Genomic DNA, 25,490 nt, shown 5'->3' on the forward strand with positions numbered 1-25,490 from the left:
GCCGCTGCGCAAGCGCTGGGCATGTCCAATTCCGCGGCCAGCTACGTCATCCGCCAGCTGGAAAAGCAGGTCGGCACAAAGCTCTTCAATCGGACGACGCGCAGCGTCAGCCTCACGGAAGCCGGTCACGCATTTCTCATTCGTGTCCAGCCGTTGCTGGAGCAACTGAATCTTGCCTTTAGCGAAATTGGCCGCGCATCGAGCGACACGGCGGGCACACTGCGGCTGAACGTGCCGCCCTCGGCGATTTCACTGGTGATCAGCCCGATCCTGCGGGATTTCCTCGCCGCATACCCCGATATCAATATCGACGTCATAGCTGAAAACAGTCTCGTCGATATTGCCAGCAAAGGCTACGACGCGGGCATTCGATACGACAATGTGCTCACGCAGGATATGGTGGCGATACCGCTTGTCACTAACATGCGGTTCTGCATTGTGGCGTCGCCCGCGTATCTCGAAGGAAGAGCCATTCCCGCGCATCCGAGGGAGTTGCTCGGACACGAGTGCACCAATTACCGGAGTGCCGACACGAACGCGCTTTATCGCTGGGAATTCGAGAAGGGCGACGAGAGGATTCGCATCGCGGTGGCAGGACGTATCGCGACCAACGACAACGATCTGCTGTTGCAGTCCGCGCTCGACGGGTTTGGCTTTAGCTACCTTCAGCATCGCACGGCACCGCATATTCAGGCCGGCCGGCTGGTGAGCGCGCTCGACGACTGGGTTCCGAGGACCGCGCTCTACCTCTATTACTACAATCCTGGCGGCATGCCACGCAAGCTGCGTGCTTTTATCGACTTCGCACGTGCACATCTGAAATGACGCACGGGCCATTCATTGTGCGGTTCGAAAAGCGCTCTTCATGAAACGAAGTCGTGCTGTGGCATCGTCACTACACGCGCTCTTCGGCGATCAGGTCTCATCAAGCTGCGCGCTGTACAGGGCGTGCTGCGCTTCGCCCAGCAGTTCGGCGCGTCTCGCCTGGAGGCGGCCTGCCGTCGCGCGAATCACTTCGGCACGCCAAGCTACAAAGCCGTCAAGCTGATCCTGCAGAAAGGTCTCGACCAGAGCTGGCTGTCGACCGAACCCGTTGAATCGGGCGCGACCACTTATACCCACGGCGGCCGCTTCTGCCGTGATACCCAGACCCTCCTGATCCATTGAACATGAATCCAATTCCCGAACTCACGTCTTCCCTCAAGCAATTGCGACTGTCCGGCATCCTCGACACGCTCGAAGCGCGCAACCGTGAAGCCATCGACCGCAAGCTCGCCTATACCGACTTCCTGACGTTGCTCATCCAGGACGAGATCGCACGGCGCGATCATCGCAAGCTCGACGCCCGCATGCGCCGCGCGAACTTCCGTGGCCAGAAGACACTGGAAGGTTTCGACTTCGACCGCCTGCCGAATCTCAATCGTGCTGTCGTTCATGATCTGGCGACCTGCCGCTTTATCGATGAGAAGGTCAGCGTGCTGATCGCCGGTCCATGTGGAACGGGCAAATCCCATCTGGCGCAGGCACTAGGCCATGCGGCCGCCCGGCAGGGGCACGATGTCCTGTTCATGACCCAGACCCGGCTTCTCGGCGCACTGCGCAACGCACAGGCTGTCGGCTCCTACGAACGGCGCTTCCAGGCACTTGCCAAGGTGCCACTGCTCATCATTGACTTATGTGTAGCGTGCGGTTATGTGGAGTTTCCCTCTGGGCGCTGCTTGGGCGCGGGGTTGGGTCAGGAGTTCGTCAACATAACTTCGTCGTGGGAGTAGCGTAGTTCCTCCGATCACCGTATTCGGAGGGCACCATGCTTCAGGAATTGTTTCCGAAGGTACATCGCCGCTATGAAGGATCCCGGTTCGCCGCCGATCTTGAAGGTTTCGCTGCCTGGCTGCGTCGGAGCGGATATTCTCGCAACAGTACCTGCGATCATTTGTTTCGGGCAAAGCAAACACTTGAACGGATGGATGGCGCCGAGCCCGGCGGGGAGTTTGCCACCGAACACCTATACGCTGCATTTACGTCATCGCGCTTCCCTGCGCTATATCGAGGCACGCAGCGGGCATTCGAGCGCTTTCTGTCTTCGCGCGGCAGATTGATTCGGGCTGAGCCGGACGACCCGTTCGGAGCCCTGCGCGGTCACTATCTACAGCACCTTCATGAGCTACGTGGGTTTGCCGTCTCGACCGCCGCTCAGCACGACTCGACTCTCAGGGACTTCCTGGGTCGGGCGGTGTTACCCAATAGAACGCTGCGGACATTGGGCGCTACGGACGTCGAGAATTACATCCGGCTCAAGAGCCGGGAGGTTACCCGTCAGACCCTGCAGCATGTCGTTGTGCATCTGAGGGCGTTCTTGCGCTATTGCGAAGACCGTGGCGATATCACGCCTGGACTGCATTGCATTGACACGCCACGGACTTATCGTGCCGAGTTGCCCCCGCGTGCGCTCGACTGGAAGCTGGTGCCGAAGCTGGTTAATTCGGTGGACCGTCACAGCCGCACTGGCTGGCGGGACCACGCGGTCCTGCATTTGATGGCGTACTACGGTCTACGAGCATCAGAAGTTGCCGCACTCACGCTGCGTTCTATCAACTGGGAATCGCGGACGCTTCACGTTCAGCAGCGCAAGACCCGTTCGGTCCTGGTATTGCCATTGGCGGACAGGACCATAAATCTGCTACGGCGCTATCTTCGGTGTGGCCGCTCTGGAAGTGATTGCCCCGCTTTGTTCCTACGGGCACGAAACCCGGCTGGGCCACTGACCCACTATGGCGTGGTCGACATCTTTTGCACGCGCGCCAGGCTGAGTGGCTTGCCAATCACGAACAGCTCCTCATATGCGCTGCGACACGCGTTCGCGATGCGTCTCCTGGATCGAGGCGTGGGCACGAAGGCCATTGGCGATATCCTGGGACATCGCAGCCTCGAGAGCACGTGCGTCTACCTGCGACTGGACATTGCCATGTTACGTTCCGTCGCGCTGCAGGTTCCGACGCTCTCGAATTCGAGGAGGCTGCCATGAGCATCTCCACGCCAATGTTTGCCATGGAGGCTGCGATCACAGACTACGTTGCCCATCAACGCGCCCTCGGTCGTGGCTACCGCAACGAAGAACGAATCCTGCTGTCGATGTGTCACTGGCTCGCGCAGTCCTCAGTTTGGGAGCTTGATCAAGCAAGCTTCGATCGATGGTGCGATACCATGCACCATCTGGGACCGAATACGTGTCGCGCCAGACAGTTGATGGTGCACAAGTTCTGCCTGTTCAGACAGCGCGCCGAGCACGAGTGTTTCGTACCCAATCCGCTGTACTTCGCGCGACCCTGTCCGTACATCCGCCCGCTCATCGTGCAGCCGGATCAGGTCGCACGAATGCTGGTCGCGGCCACGCACCTGACGCCGACGCTTGGCTCACCGCTACTACCCGCGGTGACGCGCATCGCCATTGTGCTGCTGTATACGGCCGGGTTGCGGCGCGGCGAACTGCTGCGCCTGACGCTACGAGACGTTGAGCCCACGTCGGGGGTGTTGCAGATTCGAGAGTCGAAGTTCCACAAGAGTCGGCTGGTGCCGCTATCAACCGATGCCGCACGCGAACTTCGGCTTTACCTACGCAAGCGCCTCAACGCTTCGCTCGGCACCGGCCCGGAAACGCCATTGTTGTGCAATACGACCCGAGGTCTACGTGGATACACCGGCACGGGAATCAGCCGTCCCATACATGCACTCTTCGAGCTCGCTGACGTTCGCGATGCCGAGGGACGATGTCCGCGAATTCACGACTTGCGGCATAGCTTTGCAGTCCAGGCTTTGATCCGGTGGTATCAGGAAGGCGCGGACGTACAGTCGAATCTCCCGAAACTGGCCATCTACATGGGGCATGTCTCGATCGTATCGACGGCATACTACCTTCCATTCGTTCCGACGATCGCGGCACTCGCAAGTGAACGCTTCGAGAAGCATCTAGGCCACGTGCTCGGCGGGAGGAGGCCATGAAACCGCGCAAACCGACAGAGCTCGGCCGATGTCTGCTGCGCTTCTTCCAGGACTATCTGCCCACACTGCGCGGCGTCAGTGTGCACACGATACGGAGCTACCGTGATGCCCTCGTCTTGCTGCTGCGGTTCACCGCGCGCGCGAGCCGGCGCCCCATCGAAGCCTTGGATCTGAGCGATCTGAATGCCGATCACGTAAAGCGATTCCTCAAATTCCTTGAGTCCGAGCGCGGCAACAGCATCGCGACGCGCAACGCTCGGCTCGCCGCCATTCATGCGTTCGCACGTTTCGTGATTGCCGAGCATCCCGAACATCTGGCACCGTTTCAGCAGGTACTCGGGATACCGTTTAAGCGGGCAGCGCGGGAGGCACCGATCGAATATCTGGAAACGGCTGAGATCGATACACTGCTGACCGCCATCGACCAGAGCAGTCCAGCGGGGCAACGCGACTTTGCACTGTTTGCGCTGATGTTCAACACTGGAGCTCGTGTGCAGGAGATCCTCAATTTGCAGATCTGTGACCTGCGGCTCGACCCACCGCCGCAGGTCCAGCTGCGTGGCAAAGGGAACAAGGTGAGAGTGTGCCCGATCTGGCCGCGTACTGCGCAGCTTCTGCGCGAACTCATTCGCACTCGTCCTTTGGTCGCTCAAGGCTCGGCCGAACTGCCTGTCTTCGTTAATTGCCGCGGTACTCAGATGAGCCGATTTGGCGTGCGTTATCTGCTGCGCAAATACATGCTCATCGCGAGCACCCGGAACCCAACCCTTGCGCACAAAGAAATCCACCCGCATTCGCTTAGGCATACCACCGCGATTCAGTTGCTGAAGGCTGGCGTAGACTTCGCGACTATCAGCCAGTGGCTCGGCCACGCGAGCCTGAATACCACGATGCGCTATGCGCGTGCCGATATCGATCTCAAACGTCAGGCACTCGCGCAGGTGTTCCCAGAAATCCTCGCGCCTCCACGAGGTGGAGCATTCATCTTGAACGGTGCTGACCTGATTGGCTGGCTGCGTAGACTCTGACCCGTTATGTGCAGTCAAGGCATGCTCAAACCAGGCGGGTTTGCCTTGCTGCACGATCTCTCCACATAACCGCGCGCTACACATAAATCGATTTGTACTAATCCGCTGGCGCGGTAGTGGGGGGAGTGCAAGAGTCAGTGCCTCGCGTTCGCCTCGTGCGGTTACCTGATGCCGAACCACAGCGGATTGGCGAGAAGGCCACCAGGAGCAGGATGGAGATGCCCGACCGGGCATTCCATCCACTGTTCCAGGAGGCTCGCCATGACGCCGCTGCGCCAACGCATGCTGCACGACATGCAGATCCGCAATCTTGCGCTCAATACGCAGAAGACCTATCTCCTGCAGGTTTCCAGTTTCGCCCGACACTTCCAGCGTTCGCCGGAAGCGCTCGGCCCCGACGAGATCCGCGCCTGGATCATCCACCTGACCAACGAACGCAAGCTTGCGCCCGCGAGCGTGCAACTGGCCGTCGGCGCGCTGCGCTTCCTGTATCGAATCTCGCTCAGACGCGACTGGAGCGACGAAGACTTTCCCTTGCCCAGGCGGCCCGTGAAGCTTCCGGTCATCCTCAGCTTCGATGAAGTCACGCGTTTCTTCGAGTCGATTCCCAGCCTGAAGCAGCGTGCCATCCTGATGACTGCCTATGCCGCTGGCCTGCGTGTATCGGAGGTCGTGCACCTGAAGGTCACCGATATCGACAGCCAGCGGATGATGATCCGCGTGAACCAGGGCAAAGGCCGTAAGGATCGCTACGTAATGCTCTCGCCGCGCCTGCTTGAGATCCTGCGACTGTACTGGCAGAACGCCCACCCGAGAGACTGGCTTTTTCCAGGCAGCGTTCCGGGGCGGCCCATCAGCCGCCATGCCGTGGGCGACGTATGCCAGCTTGCACGTGAGCGCAGCGGCATCACGAAACCCGTGACACCCCATTCCTTGAGGCACGCGTTCGCCACTCATCTGCTGGAAACCGGTGCCGATGTACGCAGGATCCAGCTGCTCATGGGACATCGCAGCATGGCGACCACGGCGCGTTACCTCAAGCTGGCAACGAGCACCGTGTGCGCCACCACCAGCCCCTTCGACCTGCTGCCGCATCCCGCACCCATTCCACCCCAGCCGCCTGCGCCCGAGTACTTCTGAAGCCAGCGATGCGACCGGCGCTCGAGGTGGCGGACGTCTTCCGCCGCTGCGGCCCTCACTACCGGCAGACCCATGCCGACGCCCTCAGTCTTGCCCAGCGGCGCGCAATGAGCGCCATCGAGCTGTGCCGCACCGCCGCGCTCGGCGGTCATGTCGAGCAGTGCGATGCCTGCGGCCATCAGCGCATTGCCTACGACTCGTGTCGCCATCGCTGCTGTCCGAAGTGCCAGTCGCTCGCCCGCGCGCAATGGCTCGAGCGCCGGCAGGCCGAACTGCTTCCCGAGGTTGAGTACTTCCATGTCGTCTTCACGCTGCCCGAACCCATCGCGGCACTCGCGTACCAGAACAAGAAGACTCTCTACGATCTGCTGTTCCGCACCAGCGCCGCGACGCTGCGCACCATCGCCGCCGATCCGAAACACCTGGGCGCGGAGATCGGCTTCCTCTCGGTCCTGCACACGTGGGGGCAGAATCTGCTGCACCATCCGCACGTCCACTGCGTGATACCAGGCGGCGGCATTGCCCCGGCCGGCGAGCGCTGGATCGCCTGCCGGCCGGGCTTCTTTCTGCCCGTGCGGGTGCTCTCGCGGCTCTTCCGGCGGCTCTTTCTCGACCAGCTGCGCCGCGCGTTCGACGCCGGCGCGCTGCGCTTCCATGGCCAGCTCGAGCCGTTGCGTGAGCCACGAGCGTTCTTCGCCTGGCTCGCGCCCGCTGCTCACGCGGAGTGGGTCGTCTACGCGAAACCACCGTTTGGCGGCGCCGCACAGGTCCTCGATTACCTGGGCCGCTACACGCATCGCGTCGCCATCTCGAATAACCGGTTGCTGCGCCTGGATGGCGATTCGGTCCTGTTCCAGTGGAAGGACTACCGTCACCAAGCCCGCCACAGGACCATGACGCTCACGGCCGACGAGTTCATCCGCCGCTTCCTGCTGCACGTGCTGCCCGCCGGCTTCAAGCGCATCCGCAGCTACGGGTGGCTCGCCAACCGCCATCGGACCGCCCGCCTCGCCATCTGCCGGCGGCTGCTCGGCGTCGAGCCGCCCGCCGCTTCCTCAGCCACCATCGGGGAAGACTACCGTGACCGTTACCAGCGGCTCACCGGCAGATCACTGCGCGATTGCCCCGTGTGCGGCAGGGGCCACATGGTCCGTATCGAAGGCGGTGTGCCTGGCATCCTGCCGCGGGCTCCGCCTGACCCGAGCCATGTGCACTGACCGCCATCAGCACCACCCACGCGCACGTTGGTCTTCCCCCATGCGGCCAACGCGAACCCACTCGTGCTTTAGCGTCGTCGCACCATCAGAATGCCGCGAAACCCTGCATTCCCTGCCCATCGATGTCCGTATTTCCGCTGCGTTCGCACAACGGGCCCCGACAACCCCCGCGTTCCGGCGTGCGCCAACCGTGCGCCGGGCATCACCAATCACCGCGACGGTCATTCAACGCCCATAAACGCCAGCGCCTGCGGAGCGGTTTAGCACAAACATTTTTTTGATTACCGATCGCGGACTGGCCCCGACCGGCCTGTTCACGCGTCAGTAGCCGCGATCGCCAACCAAAAAAATCTCTGCTTAATGTTGCGCGCAACATTAGTTGACGATTTCGGACTGAAACCCATGCGCACGCCCGAAGATGAAGACTTCCACGATCTGATCGCCGAACGGTACGAACGTACATCGACCGTCCTGACCAGCAATCTTGATTTTACGGAATGGGGTGATGCCTTCGCGACCAACAAAATGCTCGGCGCCGCAACGCTTGATCGCCTGCGACATGCCGCGTACCGCGTCGTGCTCGACGGCGAGAGCTACCGTGTTCCACGCCCGATGCCCGAGGGCAACAAATCAGCACTTGCGAAAGGAGGTAAAAACAAGGATTCTTGATCCCCGTTCGAGCCCCGAATCAGGCGCCTTTCGCTGGCGCCATTACGCCGAAAACACTCGGCTCCTTTACGGCGAAAGGCAACACCAAGTGCATATCGGCGAATCACCCGATGGGAGCACGAGTCGGTATTGGAAGGTGTTCAACGTCAACTCGACAAAACGCCCGAGGCAATGACGATACGCAGACGCACCGTCGAACATGTCTTCGGGACGTTCAAGCACTGGATGGGTTACACGCACTTCCTGACACGCCGGCTGCCAAACGTGGGGACCGAGATGAGTCTGAACGTGCATGCCTACAACCTCATGAGGGTGCTGAGAATCCTCGGATTCAAAAGGACAATGAAAGCGATGCGGCTGGTGGGTGCCTGCTGAGTACCCATCGACTTAAAAAGCAAGCTCACAATCAGCAGTTCAGGGGCACTAGACCCCTTCAGCACTTCGTCATCGCCGAATGAACTGTCAACATGCAACCCGTCAAACGTGCGACGCGAGGTCGGCACCGCGTGCATTGAAATTCTCTTGGCGTTTCCACACAGCCTGGGTCGGTTTTGGTGCGCTCGCCGTCGGCCCGGATGCGGCCAACAAGAAACGGTCGATGCGAGCATCCAAATCGTCGACACCCATTAGCGAGGCCGCGGGTCTCCGACAACCCCCGTCCGATTTACTTCGTTAGTGATGAAGTCGATCAGCACGCTTACCCGTTTAGGAAGATGTTTGCGCGAGGCATACACCAGTTGAATGGAGGGACCTGGTGCATCCCATCCCTCCAGAACCTGAGCCAGCCGACCCTGATCGAGCGCGTCCTGAGCGTGAAACATCGGCAATTGCGCGATACCGATTCCGTTAATCGTCGCATCCGTCATTGCCTCGCCGTTATTGAATGCCGCCACTGCGTGAGCGGCATCAATAACGATCTCATTGTCACCGTCGACGTATCGCATCGTTTTGGCACGCCCCGACGGCTGGACAAAAGAAATGAGCCGATGAGACAGCAAGTCCGGAGGGCGTTGTGGTCTGCCAAAAATATCGAGGCAACGTGGACATGCGAATGTCCCTAAACTGACGCGTCCGAGGGGGCGGGCGATCAGGTCTGAATCCGGCAATTCACCGATACGTATGGCAAGGTCAATGCCTTCTGCAACCAGGTCAGCGAACAGATCGCTCATTCGCACTTCAACGGTTAACTTGGGATGAAGCTCCAAAAATCTCGCAAGGTGCGGCATAAACAATACGCGGCCATACGTCACCGGCATCTCGATCCTGATGGAGCCCGCCAAATCGGCATCGACCGGAGAAAGCGAACTTTGCATCTCCTCTAGCTCAGCAATCCAATTGCGCGCTCGCTGATAGAAGATGCATCCGTCATCCGTCAGACTGACATTGCGGGTCGTGCGATTAAGGAGTCGCACACCCAATCTGCCCTCCAGCAAACGAATCGCCTTGGATACCCCCGAGTTTGTCAGGCCAAGGGATTCGGCCGCGCGTGCGAAGCTCAATGATTCGGCAACCCGGACAAATTCTTCAACGCCGGATACTTTCTGGATTAAACGCACGCGACACCTCGATTGATGACTCACAGTTCACAGCATGTGTCCAAATTCTACCTTTATAGTTATTTCGGCGTTCAATAGCATGCTCTTTGTCGCACGCCTGTCCGTGTTTTGATTTAAGGATCATCAGATGAAAGCTGTCATTGCTACTACGCAAGGATCTCCCGATGTATTGAAAATTGTCGATCTGCCGAAGCCCGTGCCCGGCGCGGGGCAGGTATTGATCAAAGTCGTGGCGTCTAGCGTCAATCACATCGATATCAAGGTGCGGAAAGCCAATTTGCCGATGACGCCGGCCGAGTTTCCTGCGGTACTTCAGACTGACTTCGCTGGAGTGGTAGAGGCTGTAAGCCCTGATGTCACGCAATTTAGCGTTGGGAACGAAGTCTACGGGTTTGTCGGTGGTTTCCAGGGTCCAAATGGCGACGTTTCTGGCGCGTTGGCGGAGTACATCGTGGCGGATGCAGCGTTGATTGCGCTCAAGCCACGTACGCTGGATTTCAGACAGGCCGCCGCCCTACCTTTGGTTGCCACGACCGCCTGGCTCGCCTTGCATGACAAGGTCAAGTTGGACTCGAAGACGAAGGTGCTGATCCTGGGCGGAACCGGCGGCGTGGGGCATGTCGCGGTTCAATTGGCGAAGGCAGCCGGTGCCCAGGTGTTTGCAGCAGTGAGAAGTGATGAAAGCGCTGCATTGGCCAAAGAACTGGGCGCCGCCGAAAGCATTAATCTGGCTCAGACCGACGCAAAAGAGGTGGTTGACAAGTACGCCGATGGCGTGGGGTTCGATGTCATCTTCGACACCGTAGGTGGTTCATTGCTCGACGCAGCTTTTCAGATGATTCGTCCTGCTGGCGACGTGATCACCGTGGTAGGCGCAGCGACGCACAATCTTGCTCCCCTGTATCTGCGAGGCGCCAATCTGCATACAGTACTGGTGCTCATCCCGATTATGTTCGGGCGGGATCGCGAAGCGCAGGGATTGAACCTCGATGCGATCAGGCGTCTCGTGGATGATGGACAGATCAGGCCGTTACTGGATCCGCAGCGTTTCAGTCTGGCGCAGGTGGCCGACGCACATCGCAAGCTGGAAGCAGGGCAGGCGGCGGGCAAGGTAGTCATCGACGTGAGCGAGATTGAAGCGTAGTGTTGATGTCGTATGCCTCTGCAGAACGAGACGAAAGCCAGTCTCCACCCGCTCTTTCGTGGCGATGCCCACTGATATGCAAGGACCGTGCTTCGATAGCGGCAGGAATGTGGCGGTCCGATTTCCGGTTAGCGAACGTTCGGACCCGCTCCTTCGTGGCGCGAAGCGGTATTCGTGGGTGTTCGCTTCCCGCCCGGCGCAGGTCCGATGCGGGTCCACAATGTATGAGAACGCATTGATCGCCCAATTTGAATCAACGCAGTGAGGCAGCCGCCTTACTGCCTCGCGCGTGCTGACAGGTTCTTCCAACTTGGCAAGCTACTGATTCAGGGCTGCTCCCGTCACATAGGCATATTTCCCGCCCGGCCGAAATGGACTTCGCTTGCAAGAATTGAAAGTAGCGAAGTTGTTGAGGCTCCAGCGCTTTCCTTGCAGGCGGGGAGGTGTGTTTATGGTTCGGTTATCACTTGCCAACGCGCGAAGTATTCGTGCGCCTTGAATATTTTCACGACGGCATTGCATTGTGTGTGGCCGCAGTCGAAATGGCCGTGATCGTGATCGAATGTATTTCGTTTCGCGCTGACGATACGGGCTGACCTACACCGCGAGCATCAAAGCACCGGCAAAAAATACGATGTTCGCCTACGCGAAAGATCCATGAAAGGCTGAAGTGCTGCCAACTAAAGTCTCGGCGGCCGGCATGCTTCGCCACCTTCCAGTTCTTGCCTCCATCCACGCTCACTTCGACGCGCGTGACCCCGGCATCGGACCACGCCCAACCTTCGATATTCGTGGGTTCACCGGCACTCACGACACTATTATCCGCGGGCGAAACTATCACGCACTCAGGCGCAATATCCCAGACCGGTCGCGGACCGGCGGGCGTCGGGTCGTTGTAAAATCGTGTCGTGTACGATCCAGGCGCACGTCGATCGGCCAGCGTGATCTTGCCTACCCATTTTACAGAGTTCGTTCCGTACCACCCGGGAACGACGAGACGAACGGGACCGCCACGTTCGGCCCGCAGCGGCTTGCCGTTAAGCGCTACAGCGAGAAGAACCTCCGGCGCCAACGCCTTGTGCAGTGGGAGGTCCTTGACGAATGCCTCGTCTTTTATTCCTGCGAACTCACCCCATTCAAGTCCTTCGGTCCAGACGTATGCCGCTCCGGGTTGGATACCGCAAAGATCAAGCACGTCGGATAAACGTACGCCATTCCATACGACGTTACCGACTCGCCGCTTGGCGACCTTCGGCGTTAGCGGGCTGCCAGCGCATTCATGCACTGAATGCACATCGTGTCGCGGCAAGGCAAGTATCTCATCGAGCGTAATGCTTATTGGATTCGTCACCATTCCGTCGACACGCAACGACCACATTTGCGGATCAACCTCGATGAGCGCCATGTGAGTAACGACGAAGAGTTGGTCATCGTCGGTGACATACTCGGTTAGCGCTTGCACTCCACGGTCGGCGATTCGCAGAAAATACCCTTTATGGGTAACTGTTATTCCGCTGGCAAACGGCGCCTTGCATTGCTTTCTTTGGTCCATATCACTTGAGCGCCGACTCAGTCACTGAAACTTCTTTTCCAGCGTACGGAGCAGACGCTACAGTGGCCTGCTCGCTCCACGTGACAGGCTCCTGACGCTCGCGATTCACCGTGAGCGAAAACACGTCGTACCGGTTGTAATAGCCGACCACGTCATGAAATTGCTTGGGCTCGACGCAACGGTTCAGATCGAATTCCGCGTAAGCGATGCCTTCGTCGTCGCTGAGCATGTCGCCGACCGGCGACCCCGTCGGATCGACGAACATCGTCGCCGCACGCGGGGAACCGTCGAGCACCGCTGCGCAATTCGGGTCGCGCGCGACGAGATAGTCGCGCATCCCGGCATCCATATAGCCAGCCGAAATGATGCCGAAAGCCTTCGCCTCGAACGAATGCGCGCCGGCACGGAGGCGGTTCGCGGCGACATTGTTGAAGTTGCCGCCGCTCGAAGGTCGGCGCGTCGGCCATAGCGCTGGCCAGCTCGAAATGTGAATCTGTTCGCCTTGCGCAATCAACGCGTAACGTGCCAGCGGATTCGTGTTCTCGCCGCAAATCAGACCGCCGATGCGCCCAACCGGCGTATCGACGACTCGCAGGCCCGCGCCATCGCCCGCGGCCCACACCAGCTTTTCGTAAAAGGTAGGCACCAGCTTCCGATGATGATTCACCACCACACCGTGGCCATCGATCAGCACGTTCGAGTTCCACACACAGCCCACGCTGGCATGCGAACGCTCGCTAAAGCCTAGTGACACGAACACGCCGCTGCGAGCTGCTTCGGCCGCAATTTCTGTGATCTCGGGGCCGTCCGCGTACAGGCTTTCCTGCGCAAACGTTTCGAACAGATCGTGATTGTCGATAGGCGCCCACAGTGACGCCCATACCGGAAACGCCGGGATAAACGACTCCGGGAACGCGACCAGTTGTGCGCCATGATGGCTCGCTTCGCGAATCAGCGAGATCGCTTTGGCGACCGTCGCGCGCTTGTTCAGGAACACAGGTGCAGCGTGCGCCGCAGCTACTTTGACAATGGGAAGGTAAGACATTTTTATTCCGGAGATGATTCGACAAGGAGTCAATGATCGAGCGCCGTCACCGCGCCGTAGCCGGTTTCTCTGCGCACGACAAGTTCAGCCCAACGCGACCTCGCTGTCGTATCGCGCGTGAACAGGGAGACCAGGAAGACCAGCAGGAAGCCGATGGGGATCGAGATAATCCCCGGATTGCGCAGACCGACCAGTGGCGCTTTCAATCCAATGATGCTGGTGGCATCCGGCGCAATGCTGCTTGCAGTCGCAAGCGCGGCCGTCCTTTCGGCGACCAGCCCATTGCGTATAGCGGAATCGTGAATCGTGGGCAAGCGGGAGTCGATCGAGGCAATGTGGCGGAGCGCCGTTTGCCGCACCATCGCGGGGTAGGTCATGTTGGGCGATACGACCACGAGAGAGATAGCGGCCAGCGTCCCGCCGACGATGCCGACGAGTACGCCTTGCGTCGTGCAACGCTTCCAGTACAAGGTCAGGACAAGCGCAGGCAGATTGGCCGAAGCCGCGACCGCATAAGCCACCCCCACGAGTTGCGCGACGTTCTGACCGCGCGCCAGAATGCTTACTGAAATCGCGACCGCTCCCACGAATAGCGTAGCGATCCGCGCGGCGAACACCTGTTGGCGCTCGCTGGCCTGACCGTTGCGCAGTGCGCCGACATACACGTCGTGAGCGAGCGACGATGCCGCGGCCAGCGTCAGACCCGCGACCACCGCAACGATCGTTGCGAATGCAACGGCCGCGATAAACGCCAGCATCAGATCGCCGCCGACACTGTTCGGACCGCCGGTCAACGCCTGGGCCAGCAACGGTGCGGCCAGATTGCCTCCTTTGTCGAGCGACGAAATTAGTGGCGCACCCACAAAATACGCAGCAGCAAATCCGATCACGACGATCAACAGATGGCAGCCGCCGATCCCGAGCATCGCCCACATCACCGAGTGACGCGCAGCCCGCGCATCTTTCACCGTGAAGAAGCGCATCAGGATGTGTGGCATGGCGGCCGTACCGAGCACGAGAGCAAGTCCCAGCGACAGTAGTTCCAGCGGTTTGTTGAGGAACAGACCAGGTTCAAGAAAGCGCCAGCCGAGTTCGTCGCCGCGCAACGACACCGCAGCCGACATGCTTGCGACATGTGCCTGCACGAGAGGGCTTTGTACGACGGCATTCATGAACGCCGGCACGCGAAAACCGAACGGTAGCCAGGCGAGCACGACGAGGATGAATGACGCACCGATCAGCAGCATTGCCTTGATTACTTGCACCCAGGTTGTCGCGCGCATGCCGCCGCACGCCACGTAAATCAGCATCAAGGTACCGACGCCGATGACCGAGACGACATAGTCGATACCGACCAGTGCTCGCACGATCACCGCGCCGCCGACTATCTGCGGAATCATGTAGGCAAGCGCGACCACGACGCTTGAGACCGCCGACACCGCCTTGGTCGAGCGGAAACCGTTGCGCATGGCGAGTACGTCGCCAATCGTGTAACGCCCCAGGTTCCGGCACGGCTCGGCAATGAACAGCAACACGGGAATGAACGCTGCGAAAAAGCCGACCAGGTAGATGATCCCATCGAAGCCGTACAGCGCAATCAGTCCCGACGCACCCAAAAAAGCCGCTGCGGACAAGTAATCACCAGCGATCGCCAGGCCGTTCTTGGCGGGGCTGATCGCTCCGCCCGCCGTGTAGAAATCACCCGCAGTCCGGTTGCGGCGCGAGGCGTACCAGGTAATCAGCAAAGTGGAAAAGATCACAAGACCGAACACGACGAAGGTCAATGCATGATGCGTAATTGCTGTCGTGGCGACCGGCTCGGCGCTGGCCGATGAGGAAACGACGACGGCCGCGCCTGCAAAGCTGGCGGCTTTCTTAGAACGCATGGCTTTCCTCCTGCGACGCGACGAGCGGTTTCTCGGGTGCCAGCGTCGTCGCAGCGTTATCGAGTGTCGCAATGCGCCGCAGAAACACGCAGGCAATGACGCCACCAAATGGGTACTGCGAGACTGCAAACAGCGTCCCCAGATTGATGCCAGGAGCAAGGCGGATCTTGAAGAAGTCGGGCGCCCATGCAATCAGTGCAGGAATCGAAAAGTAGTAGACGGCTGCGAGCGCGCCGAGTGCGACGATCGTATTGCGCCGTCTGCGCGCCAGTTGCTGGAAACGCTCGCTGCCGTAGATGGCGTCCCAGTCGATCTCTGCGTCATTCATGGTGATTTCCCTGTGAGGTATGGGCGCAATCCAGCGCGCCGGGTGCGCTTGAACCGTGCGATGAGTTGAGTCTAAGGAGGAAGATCCTGCTGACAAACTTGAAAACAATCAGTGGCCTGTGCAATTTTGCACAGCGATAATCTAGGAACCGGACTTCTTTTGATTACTTCAGATGAATCTGAACCGCCTTAGTTGGGACGATCTGCGCATTTTTCTTTCGGTCGCGCGCGCAGGCAATCTCTCGAAAGCAGGCCGGGCGCTCACGATGGATCACGCGACGGTCGGGCGACGCGTTTCGGCGCTTGAATTCGCGCTGGGGACGCCTGTTTTCGAACGCGACCGGACGGGTTACCGGCTGAACGCGCAAGGCCGGGACATGCTGACATTTGTCGAAGCGATCGAAGCGAACGTGCTTGCACTCGGCGATACGCTCGACGCAGATCACCCCGACCTGACTGGGCATGTCCGGATCGCGACGATGGAAGGAATCGCATCGCTGTATCTGAGCGAACAGTGCGTCGAACTGAAACGGCAGCATCCGTCCATCGCGATTGAACTCGTGACGTCGGCGCATGACGTCCGCATCTCGCATCGCGAGGCGGACATCTTTCTGGGCTTCTTCGAACCGCTGGGACCCAACCTCGATATCCGGCGAATCGGACAGTTTCCGCTGCATCTGTACGCGCACGCGGTATATCTGCGCGAATCCGGTACGCCAAAGTCGGTGAAAGACTTGCGGAAGCATCGTTTCGTCGGCTATATCCCTGACCTGATCCAGCTCGACGCCGTCCGATGGCTCGATGACGTGATCGTCAATCCATCGGTCGGCTTTTTTTCGAGCAGCATGCTGGCGCAGATGTTTGCCGCGGCATCAGGCGCGGGCATCGTAATGCTGCCGGCTTTCGCGAGGGCGGAGCGTTTCGGTCTCGTGCGGATTCTCGACGGACAGATCGACGTCCGGAGAGATGTATGGTTGAGTTCGCATCAATATCTGCAACGGGTTCCACGGATGCGCAAAGTGGCGACGTTTCTCGCTGAAATTATGGAGCGTGATTATCCGATGCGCTGAGCGGCGGCGCGACGCGCGAACGCATGGATGTCGCACCCTGCAAGTTCCGCTCGGAACGGCATACGCATGGTCGATCAGACATTTGTATGAGATTGATCTGGCGAAAAAAGTCCATGGCCAACATATATTGGAAACCGAGGGCATTTGCACCGATACATTGATCTACGGATGCCCTTGCGCAGCCTGGCGACCTGCGGCCACGCCGTGCAGAAGAGCCGCCGTGGCTGTCAGAGCCGGGCCTGCTACGTGCCCGATAGCCTGAATCAGTCGGTTGTTTGGTAAGCTGCGCGTATATTTATCAAGATTCCAGGCAGAACCGGGATCATGATGCATTGTGCCCGACAACGAAAACATAACTGACAGGAGGCCTGATCCGATGGTTATCCAGGCGACGACGAAGGCTAACGAAAAAACCAAGCCGGAAATCCGTCGGCCGACTGAACCGCACCGGGAATCCCGGAGACTGGTTTGCTTGAGTTACGCCGCAATGGCGAACCCAGCGAGTTTTGCATAATAGGCGGCTTCCGCCTCGGCAGGTGGGATGTTGCCGATGGGCTCAAGCAGCCGGCGGTGATTGAACCAGTCGACCCAATCGAGCGTGGCCATCTCGACGGCCTGCAGATTGCGCCACGGGCCCAGCCGATGAATCACTTCGGCCTTGTACAGGCCGTTGATCGTTTCGGTCAGGGCGTTATCGTAGGAGTCGCCCACGCTGCCCACGGACGGCTCGATGCCGGCATCGGACAGGCGATCTGTATAGCGGATTGAAACGTATTGGACGCCGCGGTCGCTGTGATGGATCAGCCCGTCCTGCTGCACCGGCTGTCGTTCATACAGGGCCTGCTCGAGCGCATCCAGCACGAAGTCCGTATGCGCCGATGCCGATACACGCCAGCCGACAATGCGCCGGGCAAACACGTCAGTGACGAAGGCGACATAGATGAAGCCCTGCCAGCTCGATACATAGGTAAAATCTGACACCCACAGTGCATTGGGCCGTTCGGCCGTGAACTGCCGCTGCACACGGTCCAGCGGACATGGCCTCGAACTGTCGCTCACGGTCGTCCGGATAAATCTGCCTCGCCGCACACCACGCAGCCCCAGCCTCTTCATCAACCGCTCTACCGTACAGCGGGCCGCCCGGATGCCTTCGCGTGCGAGTTGCCGCCACACCTTGCGAACCCCGTACACCTGGAAGTTATCGTTCCACACGCGCCGGATGTGCACGCATAGCATCGCGTCACGCTGGGCCCGCGCCGGCAGATGTGCTGGATCGGCGCGCCGGGCCACATGCTGGTAATACGTCGACGGGGCGATCGGCAGCACCCTGCAGATCGGCTCGACCCCGTAGACCTGCCGGTGATTATCAATGAACGTGACCATCACTTCGGTCGGCGGTCGAGCTCCGCCTGTGCGAAATACGCCGATGCCTTGCGCAGGATCTCATTGACCTGGCGCAGTTCACGGTTCTCCCGTTCCAGTTCTTTCAGGCGTTCCTGATCGGCGCTGTTGCCGTCGGCCCGCAGGCCCCGATTGCGTTCGTCCTGACGTACCCAGTTACGCAGCGTCTCGCCGGAACAGCCCATCTTCGCGGCAATCGACGCGATTACTTTCCATTGCGATTCATGTTCGCCGCGATGCTCGTGCACCATCCGGACTGCCCGTTCACGGACTTCCGGCGAATACCTTGGTGATTTCTTCTTGATGTTTTCCATGACTCCATTCTCTCAAAGGTTGGAGTCTCCGGAAAACCCGGTGCGGTTCAGTCACGCGATGATTGTCGCATCGACGCTATCAAATTTCAACATTATAGGATTAATGTCAAAATTAAAGGAAGAGTGCGTTACAAAACAATCGGTTTACGTAGTAATATTAAGGAAAATTCACCAGTGAAGATCCTCATGAGTGACGTCCTGTCCCCTGACGCGGCGCTGGCCGCCGAGATCGAGCGCCTGAAGGCGGCGTTCCCGAAGACACGCGAGCTCTATCGCGAGGTCTGCGCGCTGCTGTTCTTCCGTTATGGCATCACGCCGACCGCCAACCGCCTGTATCAGCTGGTCCGGCGCGGTAGCATGGGCACGCCGACAGGCGTGCTCGGCGAGTTCTGGGCGGAACTGCGCGAGAAGAGTCGGGTACGCATCGAACATCCCGACCTGCCCGCCGATCTCGGTGCGGCCGCCGGGGAACTGGTCGCCACCCTCTGGTCGCGCGCCACCGCGTCAGCCGAAGCTGCGCTCGACGCGCTGCGCGCCGAACTCGAGGCGCAGCGGGTCGATGCGCAGCAGTCGGTCGTTGCCGCCCGCGATGAGCTGGGTCGCACCGAGAGCGCGCTCGAGCAGCGCACCGCCGCGCTGCTGGCCGCGCAGGTTGAGATCCGCGAGCTGGAAAAGGCGCAGGCGGAAGGCCACGCGCAGCGTCAGGCGCTGGAGGCGGAGCTGGCGCGGATCAGGGCGGCGCTGGCCGCGCGCGACCGCGAGCTGGTGGAGGTCAGGGAAGGGTTTTCGCGCGATCTGGCGAAGCAGCGGGAAGCGGCGGAACGCGCGGAAGATCGGCTCCGTGCGTCCGAGAAGCGCGCCCTGCTGGAGATCGATCGCGAGCGAAGCGCCGCAACGAAGCTGCAGAAGGAGCTCGACGACGCCACACGCCGGGCGGACCGGAAGGATGCCGACCATCGCCGTGCATTGGAAACCATCCAGGCGCAGGCGGGCGATGCACGTCATCAGGCGGGCGTGCTGCAGGGGCGGCTGGATGCTGTTCAGATGGAGAATCTGCGGCTGCAGGCGGAGATGATGACGCTGCGGGAGGCCGAAGCGCGTGCGCGGGAAACCCGGCCATCGGTCGCCCTGGCCGTCCCGGCCGGAGTCCGGAAGGCACCACGGCCAACCCGGTCGCCTAGCGCCGTGCCGAGCACCAAACCAGCAACGCGTCGCAAGAAAACGGTATAAACACACGGTAATTCGCCACCAGGGAAATGGACTGCATGGCTGATATCTACCTGCTCGCCGGACTGACGCTGCCGCAGGGCGTCGCGCATGAGTCCCTGCCCGGGACCGTGACGCGCTTCATGTCGGATTGCTGGCACGGCATGAGTCGCACGCAGATGATCGCCCGCGCGAAACGGCGGGGGCTGCGCCTGTCGTTCCGCGCAACGGCGCCGTGTCCGGCGGGTGAAACCGGCGTGTTCGAGTTGCGCTTCAACGATGGGGCAGTGGAATGCCTGATGCTGGCACGGCTGCAGCGGGTCGGAGACAGGCGCGGCAAACGCCGGCAAACCAGCCGGATTGATGTTTCCCGGCCCCCGCCACGTGATCCCAGGCAGACCCGGTTGTTCTGACGCGATCGTGACGGTTGCCGCGCAGCGCGATATGCTCGCAGGCTTCAACGGATCAGGAGTCAGAAGTGCGGCGCGTGACGGTCAGGAAATCATCGGTGCATGGGCGAGGTGTGTTCGCGCTACGCGCGATTCCAGCCGGCCAGCGGATCTTCGAATATCGCGGTGAGGTGACCTCGTGGCGACGGGCCTCTGCCCGCTATCGGCGCTCCGGCATGCCCGGCCACACGTTCATTTTCGGACTGGCTGACGGGCGGGTGATCGACGGGAGCGTAGGGGGCAACAGCGCCCGCTGGCTGAACCACTCCTGCCAGCCGAACTGCGAGGCGATCGAGGACGAGCGGGGGCGGGTTTTCATCGAAACACTCAGGGACGTGATGCCGGGCGACGAGCTTTGTATCGCCTATGGACTCACTATCGATGACGCGATTACTCCCGAACTGATCGCTGACTATGCCTGTCGCTGTGGGGCGAAGCGATGTACTGGTTCGATGCTGGCGTTTGCGAACAGATATCAAGCGCGCCCCTGACAGACGCATCCAGCTTTTCCTTCGAAAGGGTTCGCCGCAGGAAGATCCGTCATGCTGTGCGCCGTCCCGTCGCGCGCAGCTGCTATCGTCATCTGTGCAAGGCCGGCGCGCCTTGCCAGCCCCCCGTCGACGGAGTAGGATTAAATCCTGTCAGCTTGGAGAGCGCCATGCGTACCACACAGCAGTTCAGCATTACCCTGCCCAACGAGATGGCCGAGCTCATCCGCACCAAGGTCGCCAGCGGCGAATATGCCTCTGAAAGCGAGGTGATCCGCGACGGGCTACGCACCCTCGCGGCCCGCGACAGGGCCATCGAGGCCTGGCTGCGCGACGAGGTGGTGCCTGCGGCCGAAGCGTTGCGCGCGGAGCCCGCGCGCGCGCTCACGCCCGAGCAGGTGCGCGCTCACCTGGCGAAGAAGCGCTCGGGCGCCGCATGACCTACCGGGTGCAGTTTGCCCCGGAAGCGCGGGACCAGCTTGAGGACTTGGAACGGTTCATCATTGAAGCGGGTTCGCCCGTCACGGCGGCTCGCTACGTGGACGCCATTGTGAATTTCTGCCTGCGCCTGCAGACGTTCCCTGAGCGCGGCGTCCCGCGCGATGATCTGTTGCCTGGCCTGCGCGTGACCCACTACCGGCAGCGCGCCGTCATTGCTTACCTTGTGGATCCTGAGGTGGTGTCAATCGTTGGCGTGTTCTATGGCGGACAAGCCTGGGAACCGTCTTTCGCAGAGCCGACGGAACACGACCACTGATGACGCGCCCGCACCGCGGTCCCCGACGCGAGCGGTCGGCGCGCAATCGTCGAGTCAGTCGATGAGCACGACAGGAAATTGAGATGCGCGGTCAAATGGATTAATCTCTTCAGCCTGACCAGCCAACTGATCTGAATCCAACGGATGCAGCTCGACATTTTCAACGACAGCCGCGACGTGATGCTGCGCAATGACGTCCTGTCAGCGTTGCAGCGGTACGATGCCGCGGGCGCGCGGCGCGCGCTGCAGGCCCTTGTGAACGAGTATCCGGACGATGTCGCCCAGGTGTATTTCGGTCCGATCGTCAATGCTCTCGAGGGTCGATCGACGGTACCGTTTGACCGTCACGAAGCCGCCCTGCAGGCTCGCCAGTCGCTATCTCACGAAGTCCAGCCCGCCGTCGCGCATGTGTTCCCGAGGCAGACCGGGGCGACCTGGCTCGCACCGCTCTGGGCAGAACTGGCCGGGCGCGCCGCTGCGCTGCCTTTCCGTGCGGACCACGCGGATGCGCACGCGGCGCCGCTCTTCCTGCTTGCTGCGCGGTGGGCCGAGGCCTCCGATGCGATATCGCGCATCGCGTCCTGGCGACGGATTCCAGCGCCGCTTTGCTGGATGACGGAGGCACGTTACCGGCTCGATGGCCTGGACGCGGCCTGGCCATTGCTGGTGGAACTTGCGTGGCTTTCTCCATCAAGGTTTGACCAGCTTTTGAGCCGGCTTGGCGACGCGTGCGTCAACACGTTGCGGCGCAACTTCGATACGTCGTTCGACGGCGCCGGCGACATTGACGATCTCGCATGGTTTCCGGCGTGGGTACTCACGGAAAAGGCCGGCCTCGCGCCGCTGCTCAGACAGGCAGAGCCTTCGCGACGCAATGCGCCCGAGCGGGCGGCGAAGGTGATGCTCGAGTTACTCGGTCTGGAGCGTCAAGGCCGGCATCACGAACTGCTGGAAACCCGGCGCGAACTGCAGGCGCTCAACACGGCGCTGTACGCCGCCTATATGAAGACGCGCTGAGCTGGTACCCCGGAGCATGACACGCACAACCTCTCACAAATGGGCGTTCGCCACGCGGTTCAGACGTGGCGCCTTCGGCTGGAAATCCGCGTTGCCGATCCAGCGTCTGAAAGAAGCGCTGGCGGAGATCCGGCAGATCGCCCGTGCCGATCCTGTTCTCGCCGCGGACGGCGCGGTCGTTTTGCTCGAAAAGCTTTCGCCAGCGCTTGAACACGTAGACAGCTCCTCGGGGGCAATTGGCACCGCCGTGAATCGCGCAATCGACGCGCTTGCGCCGGTCATTGCCGGGGTGGACGTGCCCGCTCCGGTCCGGATGCGCTGGCTGGAACGCCTGTTTGACGCGCTCCAGGATGACGCGATGCCGTATATCGAACAGCTGGGCGATCGCTGGGGTGACCTGTGTGCTTCGCCCGACATCGCGTCCTCATGGGCAGACCGGTTGTTGCCGATAACAGCGCGCGTGATGGGCGCTGAAGGACTGGGGGAGCATTTCGCGGGTACCACCGCCTGCCTGAGTGCGCTCAATGCCGCCCGGCGCCATGCGGAACTACTCGCTCTTGTGGATGGCGCGCGCCTGAACTGGTGGGGGTATCGCCAATACGGGGTGGATGCACTGATCGCATTAAATCGTTCGGCTGAAGCACTGCGTTACGCGGAAGCGTCGAGGGAGCTGAATGCGCCCACTGCCGCCATCGCCCGCAAATGCGAAGCGATCCTTCTGTCGTCGGGCATGATGGACGAGGCCTATCGGCGTTACGCAATCGAGGCCAATCAGGCCACCACGCATCTCGCGACATTCCGTGCCATCGCAAAGAAATATCCGGACAGGAGTTCCGACAGCATTCTCCACGACCTGGTCGCGAGCAGTCCCGGCGCAGAGGGGAAATGGTTCGCCGCCGCGAAGGACGCCGGCCTGCTCGATCTGGCGGCGTCGCTCGCGATGCGCGGCCCCACCGACCCGCGAACCCTGACGCGAGCCGCACGCGATTTTGCGCAGCGCAAGCCTGAATTCGCAGTGGCCTGTGGCACGGCAGCGCTGCACTGGATGGCCGCAGGCTTCGGGTACGAAATCACGGGGAGCGATGTGCTGGATGCCTACGGGGCGCTGGCGGATGCGGCCCTTGCTTCCGGCATGGAACGTGACCAGCTCAACAGGCGTCTGCGGGAGCAGTTTGCGGCCATTCCGGGGCATTCGTTAGTCGCCACGGTGCTGGCGCATCATTGGGTCGCATAACGTCGCGATGCATCCCGGTTACGGGATGGACGGTTTTTGCATGGCCCGAGCCCCGGCGTGTTGTCATCACAACGGGTCCCTCCCGGTCGTGTGGGACAGGCGCCCGTTTTGTCGCCGATGACTGGACTCAAGCGCAAAGTGGCTGGAAATGGCAGTTTTACGACAGGCAGAAGTCAGCACAGGACTTGCATCATGGAAGAGTACAACCCCGGGTGTGCGCCCGAACCTGAATCATGGCTCGAACTCGACGAACAGGAGCGAATTGCTCTCGTCGAAACGTATCACCGCGTTGCCCGGATCAAGCCTCCCAACGTCACGGCACACGCTGCACTACACGCGATCGTCGAAAACCAGATCGCCCTGAACCTTGAGCCCGTGGTCCGGGCGATGGATCGCCTCGGGAAAGAAGGACTTACGCGACACGACGCGGTTCACGCGATCGGCTCAGTCGTCGCAGAGCATCTGTTTGATATTTTGAAGACGGATCAGAACGACGATGCTGCGACTTCGCAGGCGCGTTATTACGCGGCGGTGGAGCGGTTGACCGCCGCAAGCTGGCGCAGAGGTGAACACTGATGCCGATACCATCGAAACTTCAACCGTGGTTTGAAGCGAGGCAGCGTTTCAGATTGAGCCATGCTCATATCCAGATGGCGCGCAACCTGGGATTGAATCCCCGAAAATTCGGATCCCTGGCTAACGGGCAGCAGGAGCCGTGGAAGCGCCCCCTCGCAGAATTTATCGCGCGCTGTTATCACAAGCGCTTTGGTCGTGCTACGCCCGAACACGTGCAATCTCTGGAAGAAGTCGTGAAGCGTGCGGACGCCCGGCGCAATGAGCGGCGGGAAAGAAAAACGAACAGAGCGGTTCCACCGACAGGGCCGCAACGTAGCGATGACGGATCGAGCGATAAGTTGCCGGAGCTCTGCGCACGCGGCGGTGAATAGGGTTCGAACGGAACGGACATGACGACCGTCTGGGTGAGCGACGTGGACCACTTGCGCCCAGGCTGCTTCTACTTTTACTTCCAAAACGCTTCTACTTTCGCTTCATTGCACGGCTGCACGTCGCTGTGTCTGCGAAACGAGCCAGGCGTCGCTGTCGTTCGTCGACCATCCGGCGCGCCTTGTGGGGCGGGCTTCGGGACAGGATCGATCAGAAATGTACCCTCTTCCCTGTTAAAAGTGAAGGGTATGAAAGTTGCAGCTTTCATACCCTTCGTTTGCCGACACTGTGCGGAGGAGGGCGCGGACGCGCGATTGCAGGGTGCAAGTTGAGGCTCACGATCTGCAAGCGCCGGCCGCGTCGACGGGCCGACGGCGCTTCGCGAGATATTTTGAATCCGCTCTACACATAGCGGCCCTTCCGCCGATACCCAAAATGCGGTCGTCGGCCGCGGCACCCTTGGGCTGCTCTCCCTCAATATCGAATGGAAACTACATGACGAAGAAATTCAGTCGGCTCGCCTTTGCTCTCATTCTGGTTGGCCTCGGCGCGTGCTCCCGCGAACCGGTCACGTTTGTGGCGACGTCCACGCTTGAAAACTCGCCCCCAGGACTGAAAGCGTCGCTCAAGCTGAACGGATTCGGCCCGACTGCGAACGGCGGCGACGGCACACTGACGGTTGAACGGGAACCGGGAAGCCACACGACGACGCCGGAGGGCTCCTACCCCGTCAAATGGCAATGGATCGCTAACGACAGTTCGTTTGTTGTCGCGGTCCCTGAGGTTCACGCAGGGCTCAGGTTTCGCCCTTCGCCCGTGTCAGGGGATGTCACGCGTGCTGCCCCGGCCTTCTGGTGCCTCGAATGCGAGCGTGATCTTCCAGGCGTCGGCGATCTGGTCTGGCTGCCGGGCATCTTTTCAAAGAAGAGTTAGACACGGGTGAGCGGCGCGGGCACCCGGGCGTCGGGCTTGGGACTGGACAGGCAGGCGTCGACCCGAGCCGCGAAGATGCGTTTTGACCTGGTGGCCCGGTGCTGCCCGGTCAA

26 protein-coding genes, 1 pseudogene and 1 other annotated feature are annotated in these 25,490 nt (G+C 60.7%); of the genes and pseudogenes, 21 read left to right on the forward strand and 6 right to left on the reverse strand.

What is annotated here, in order from left to right:
• From ACZ9H4_RS35045 to ACZ9H4_RS35090, 10 genes and pseudogenes are all read left to right on the forward strand, one after another.
• A partial coding sequence (locus tag ACZ9H4_RS35045; protein WP_476122685.1) for a LysR family transcriptional regulator occupies positions 1–825 on the forward strand: 825 nt, incomplete at its 5' end.
• 123 nt (positions 826–948) lie between these two features.
• Positions 949–1,167 (forward strand): hypothetical protein, encoded by a 219-nt coding sequence (locus tag ACZ9H4_RS35050; RefSeq protein ID WP_408157577.1) that lies wholly within the window; start codon positions 949–951, stop codon positions 1,165–1,167.
• Between the two features lie 2 nt (positions 1,168–1,169).
• Positions 1,170–1,772: an ATP-binding protein gene (locus ACZ9H4_RS35055; RefSeq protein WP_459252518.1), complete on the forward strand. Its 603-nt coding sequence runs from the start codon at positions 1,170–1,172 to the stop codon at positions 1,770–1,772.
• A gap of 35 nt (positions 1,773–1,807) precedes the next feature.
• Complete coding sequence (locus tag ACZ9H4_RS35060; RefSeq protein WP_476122687.1) at positions 1,808–3,025, forward strand: tyrosine-type recombinase/integrase; 1,218 nt, start codon at positions 1,808–1,810, stop codon at positions 3,023–3,025.
• Entirely contained in the window at positions 3,022–3,999 is a 978-nt protein-coding gene (locus ACZ9H4_RS35065; RefSeq protein WP_476122689.1) for a tyrosine-type recombinase/integrase, read from the forward strand. Before ACZ9H4_RS35060 ends, ACZ9H4_RS35065 begins: the two co-directional genes overlap by 4 nt.
• The gene (locus tag ACZ9H4_RS35070) at positions 3,996–5,027 is read left to right on the forward strand and encodes a tyrosine-type recombinase/integrase (protein WP_476122691.1); all 1,032 of its coding nucleotides are present in this window, start codon (positions 3,996–3,998) and stop codon (positions 5,025–5,027) included. The genes ACZ9H4_RS35065 and ACZ9H4_RS35070 overlap by 4 nt, the downstream gene beginning before the upstream one ends.
• A 261-nt stretch (positions 5,028–5,288) precedes the next feature.
• Complete coding sequence (locus tag ACZ9H4_RS35075) at positions 5,289–6,167, forward strand: tyrosine-type recombinase/integrase (RefSeq protein ID WP_408157585.1); 879 nt, start codon at positions 5,289–5,291, stop codon at positions 6,165–6,167.
• 8 nt (positions 6,168–6,175) lie between these two features.
• Positions 6,176–7,384, forward strand: coding sequence for an IS91 family transposase (locus tag ACZ9H4_RS35080; protein ID WP_476122694.1), 1,209 nt, complete (start codon positions 6,176–6,178; stop codon positions 7,382–7,384).
• Positions 7,385–7,744: 360 nt separating this feature from the next.
• On the forward strand, positions 7,745–8,053 hold the full coding sequence (locus tag ACZ9H4_RS35085; RefSeq protein ID WP_476122696.1) for an ATP-binding protein: 309 nt from the start codon (positions 7,745–7,747) through the stop codon (positions 8,051–8,053).
• Between the two features lie 66 nt (positions 8,054–8,119).
• Positions 8,120–8,428, forward strand: a pseudogene (locus ACZ9H4_RS35090) (IS5/IS1182 family transposase); the annotation flags it as partial.
• Positions 8,429–8,679: 251 nt separating this feature from the next.
• Here the strand turns inward: ACZ9H4_RS35090 and ACZ9H4_RS35095 are convergent.
• Complete coding sequence (locus tag ACZ9H4_RS35095) at positions 8,680–9,609, reverse strand: LysR family transcriptional regulator (RefSeq protein WP_408157591.1); 930 nt, start codon at positions 9,607–9,609, stop codon at positions 8,680–8,682.
• Positions 9,610–9,736: 127 nt separating this feature from the next.
• Here ACZ9H4_RS35095 and ACZ9H4_RS35100 point away from each other — a divergent pair, with 127 nt between their 5' ends.
• On the forward strand, positions 9,737–10,753 hold the full coding sequence (locus ACZ9H4_RS35100; RefSeq protein WP_476122698.1) for a zinc-dependent alcohol dehydrogenase family protein: 1,017 nt from the start codon (positions 9,737–9,739) through the stop codon (positions 10,751–10,753).
• Between the two features lie 505 nt (positions 10,754–11,258).
• Here ACZ9H4_RS35100 and ACZ9H4_RS35105 read toward each other — a convergent pair.
• Genes ACZ9H4_RS35105 through ACZ9H4_RS35120 form a run of 4 tightly spaced genes read right to left on the reverse strand, consistent with a single transcriptional unit; the run spans position 11,259 to position 15,564 of the window.
• Entirely contained in the window at positions 11,259–12,305 is a 1,047-nt protein-coding gene (locus ACZ9H4_RS35105; RefSeq protein WP_476122700.1) for a molybdopterin-dependent oxidoreductase, read from the reverse strand.
• A gap of 1 nt (position 12,306) precedes the next feature.
• Entirely contained in the window at positions 12,307–13,350 is a 1,044-nt protein-coding gene (locus tag ACZ9H4_RS35110; protein ID WP_408157597.1) for a carbon-nitrogen hydrolase family protein, read from the reverse strand.
• Between the two features lie 29 nt (positions 13,351–13,379).
• Positions 13,380–15,236, reverse strand: coding sequence for a solute symporter family protein (locus ACZ9H4_RS35115; RefSeq protein ID WP_476122703.1), 1,857 nt, complete (start codon positions 15,234–15,236; stop codon positions 13,380–13,382).
• Complete coding sequence (locus tag ACZ9H4_RS35120) at positions 15,226–15,564, reverse strand: DUF485 domain-containing protein (RefSeq protein ID WP_476122705.1); 339 nt, start codon at positions 15,562–15,564, stop codon at positions 15,226–15,228. The genes ACZ9H4_RS35115 and ACZ9H4_RS35120 overlap by 11 nt, the downstream gene beginning before the upstream one ends.
• A gap of 172 nt (positions 15,565–15,736) precedes the next feature.
• Between ACZ9H4_RS35120 and ACZ9H4_RS35125 the strand changes: the two genes are divergently transcribed.
• Entirely contained in the window at positions 15,737–16,633 is an 897-nt protein-coding gene (locus ACZ9H4_RS35125) for a LysR family transcriptional regulator (RefSeq protein ID WP_408157603.1), read from the forward strand.
• A 477-nt stretch (positions 16,634–17,110) separates the two neighbouring features.
• On the opposite strand, the gene ACZ9H4_RS35130 is transcribed toward ACZ9H4_RS35125, so the two are convergent.
• Positions 17,111–18,348 (reverse strand): IS3 family transposase gene (locus ACZ9H4_RS35130; RefSeq protein ID WP_476122707.1). Its coding sequence is split into 2 segments (ribosomal slippage): positions 17,111–18,045 and positions 18,045–18,348, totalling 1,239 coding nucleotides; the frame shifts between segments, so codons are not numbered across the junction.
• Positions 17,942–18,058, reverse strand: a sequence feature (AL1L pseudoknot). Its footprint overlaps the gene before it by 117 nt.
• A 186-nt stretch (positions 18,349–18,534) precedes the next feature.
• On the opposite strand from ACZ9H4_RS35130, the gene ACZ9H4_RS35135 reads away from it, so the two are divergent.
• The 9 genes from ACZ9H4_RS35135 to ACZ9H4_RS35175 all read left to right on the forward strand — a co-directional run bounded on the left by ACZ9H4_RS35135 (position 18,535) and on the right by ACZ9H4_RS35175 (position 25,377).
• A complete protein-coding gene (locus ACZ9H4_RS35135; RefSeq protein ID WP_476122804.1) occupies positions 18,535–19,578 on the forward strand; it encodes a DNA-binding protein in 1,044 nt (347 codons plus the stop codon).
• Between the two features lie 35 nt (positions 19,579–19,613).
• A complete protein-coding gene (locus ACZ9H4_RS35140) occupies positions 19,614–19,967 on the forward strand; it encodes a hypothetical protein (RefSeq protein ID WP_476122709.1) in 354 nt (117 codons plus the stop codon).
• 65 nt (positions 19,968–20,032) lie between these two features.
• Positions 20,033–20,494 carry an SET domain-containing protein gene (locus ACZ9H4_RS35145; protein WP_476122711.1) on the forward strand — a complete coding sequence of 154 codons (462 nt, stop codon included), beginning with the start codon at positions 20,033–20,035 and terminating at the stop codon, positions 20,492–20,494.
• Positions 20,495–20,661: 167 nt separating this feature from the next.
• Entirely contained in the window at positions 20,662–20,931 is a 270-nt protein-coding gene (locus tag ACZ9H4_RS35150; protein ID WP_088176933.1) for a type II toxin-antitoxin system ParD family antitoxin, read from the forward strand.
• Entirely contained in the window at positions 20,928–21,248 is a 321-nt protein-coding gene (locus tag ACZ9H4_RS35155; protein ID WP_476122713.1) for a type II toxin-antitoxin system RelE/ParE family toxin, read from the forward strand. The genes ACZ9H4_RS35150 and ACZ9H4_RS35155 overlap by 4 nt, the downstream gene beginning before the upstream one ends.
• 144 nt (positions 21,249–21,392) lie before the next feature.
• Complete coding sequence (locus ACZ9H4_RS35160) at positions 21,393–22,265, forward strand: hypothetical protein (protein ID WP_476122715.1); 873 nt, start codon at positions 21,393–21,395, stop codon at positions 22,263–22,265.
• 16 nt (positions 22,266–22,281) lie between these two features.
• Positions 22,282–23,499 (forward strand): hypothetical protein, encoded by a 1,218-nt coding sequence (locus ACZ9H4_RS35165; protein WP_476122717.1) that lies wholly within the window; start codon positions 22,282–22,284, stop codon positions 23,497–23,499.
• A 192-nt stretch (positions 23,500–23,691) separates the two neighbouring features.
• A complete protein-coding gene (locus ACZ9H4_RS35170) occupies positions 23,692–24,075 on the forward strand; it encodes a hypothetical protein (protein ID WP_476122719.1) in 384 nt (127 codons plus the stop codon).
• An 864-nt stretch (positions 24,076–24,939) separates the two neighbouring features.
• Positions 24,940–25,377: a hypothetical protein gene (locus ACZ9H4_RS35175; RefSeq protein WP_476122720.1), complete on the forward strand. Its 438-nt coding sequence runs from the start codon at positions 24,940–24,942 to the stop codon at positions 25,375–25,377.
• Positions 25,378–25,490 lie beyond the last annotated feature (113 nt).

The sequence above is a fragment of the Paraburkholderia sp. TE9906 genome (genome assembly GCF_056279605.1).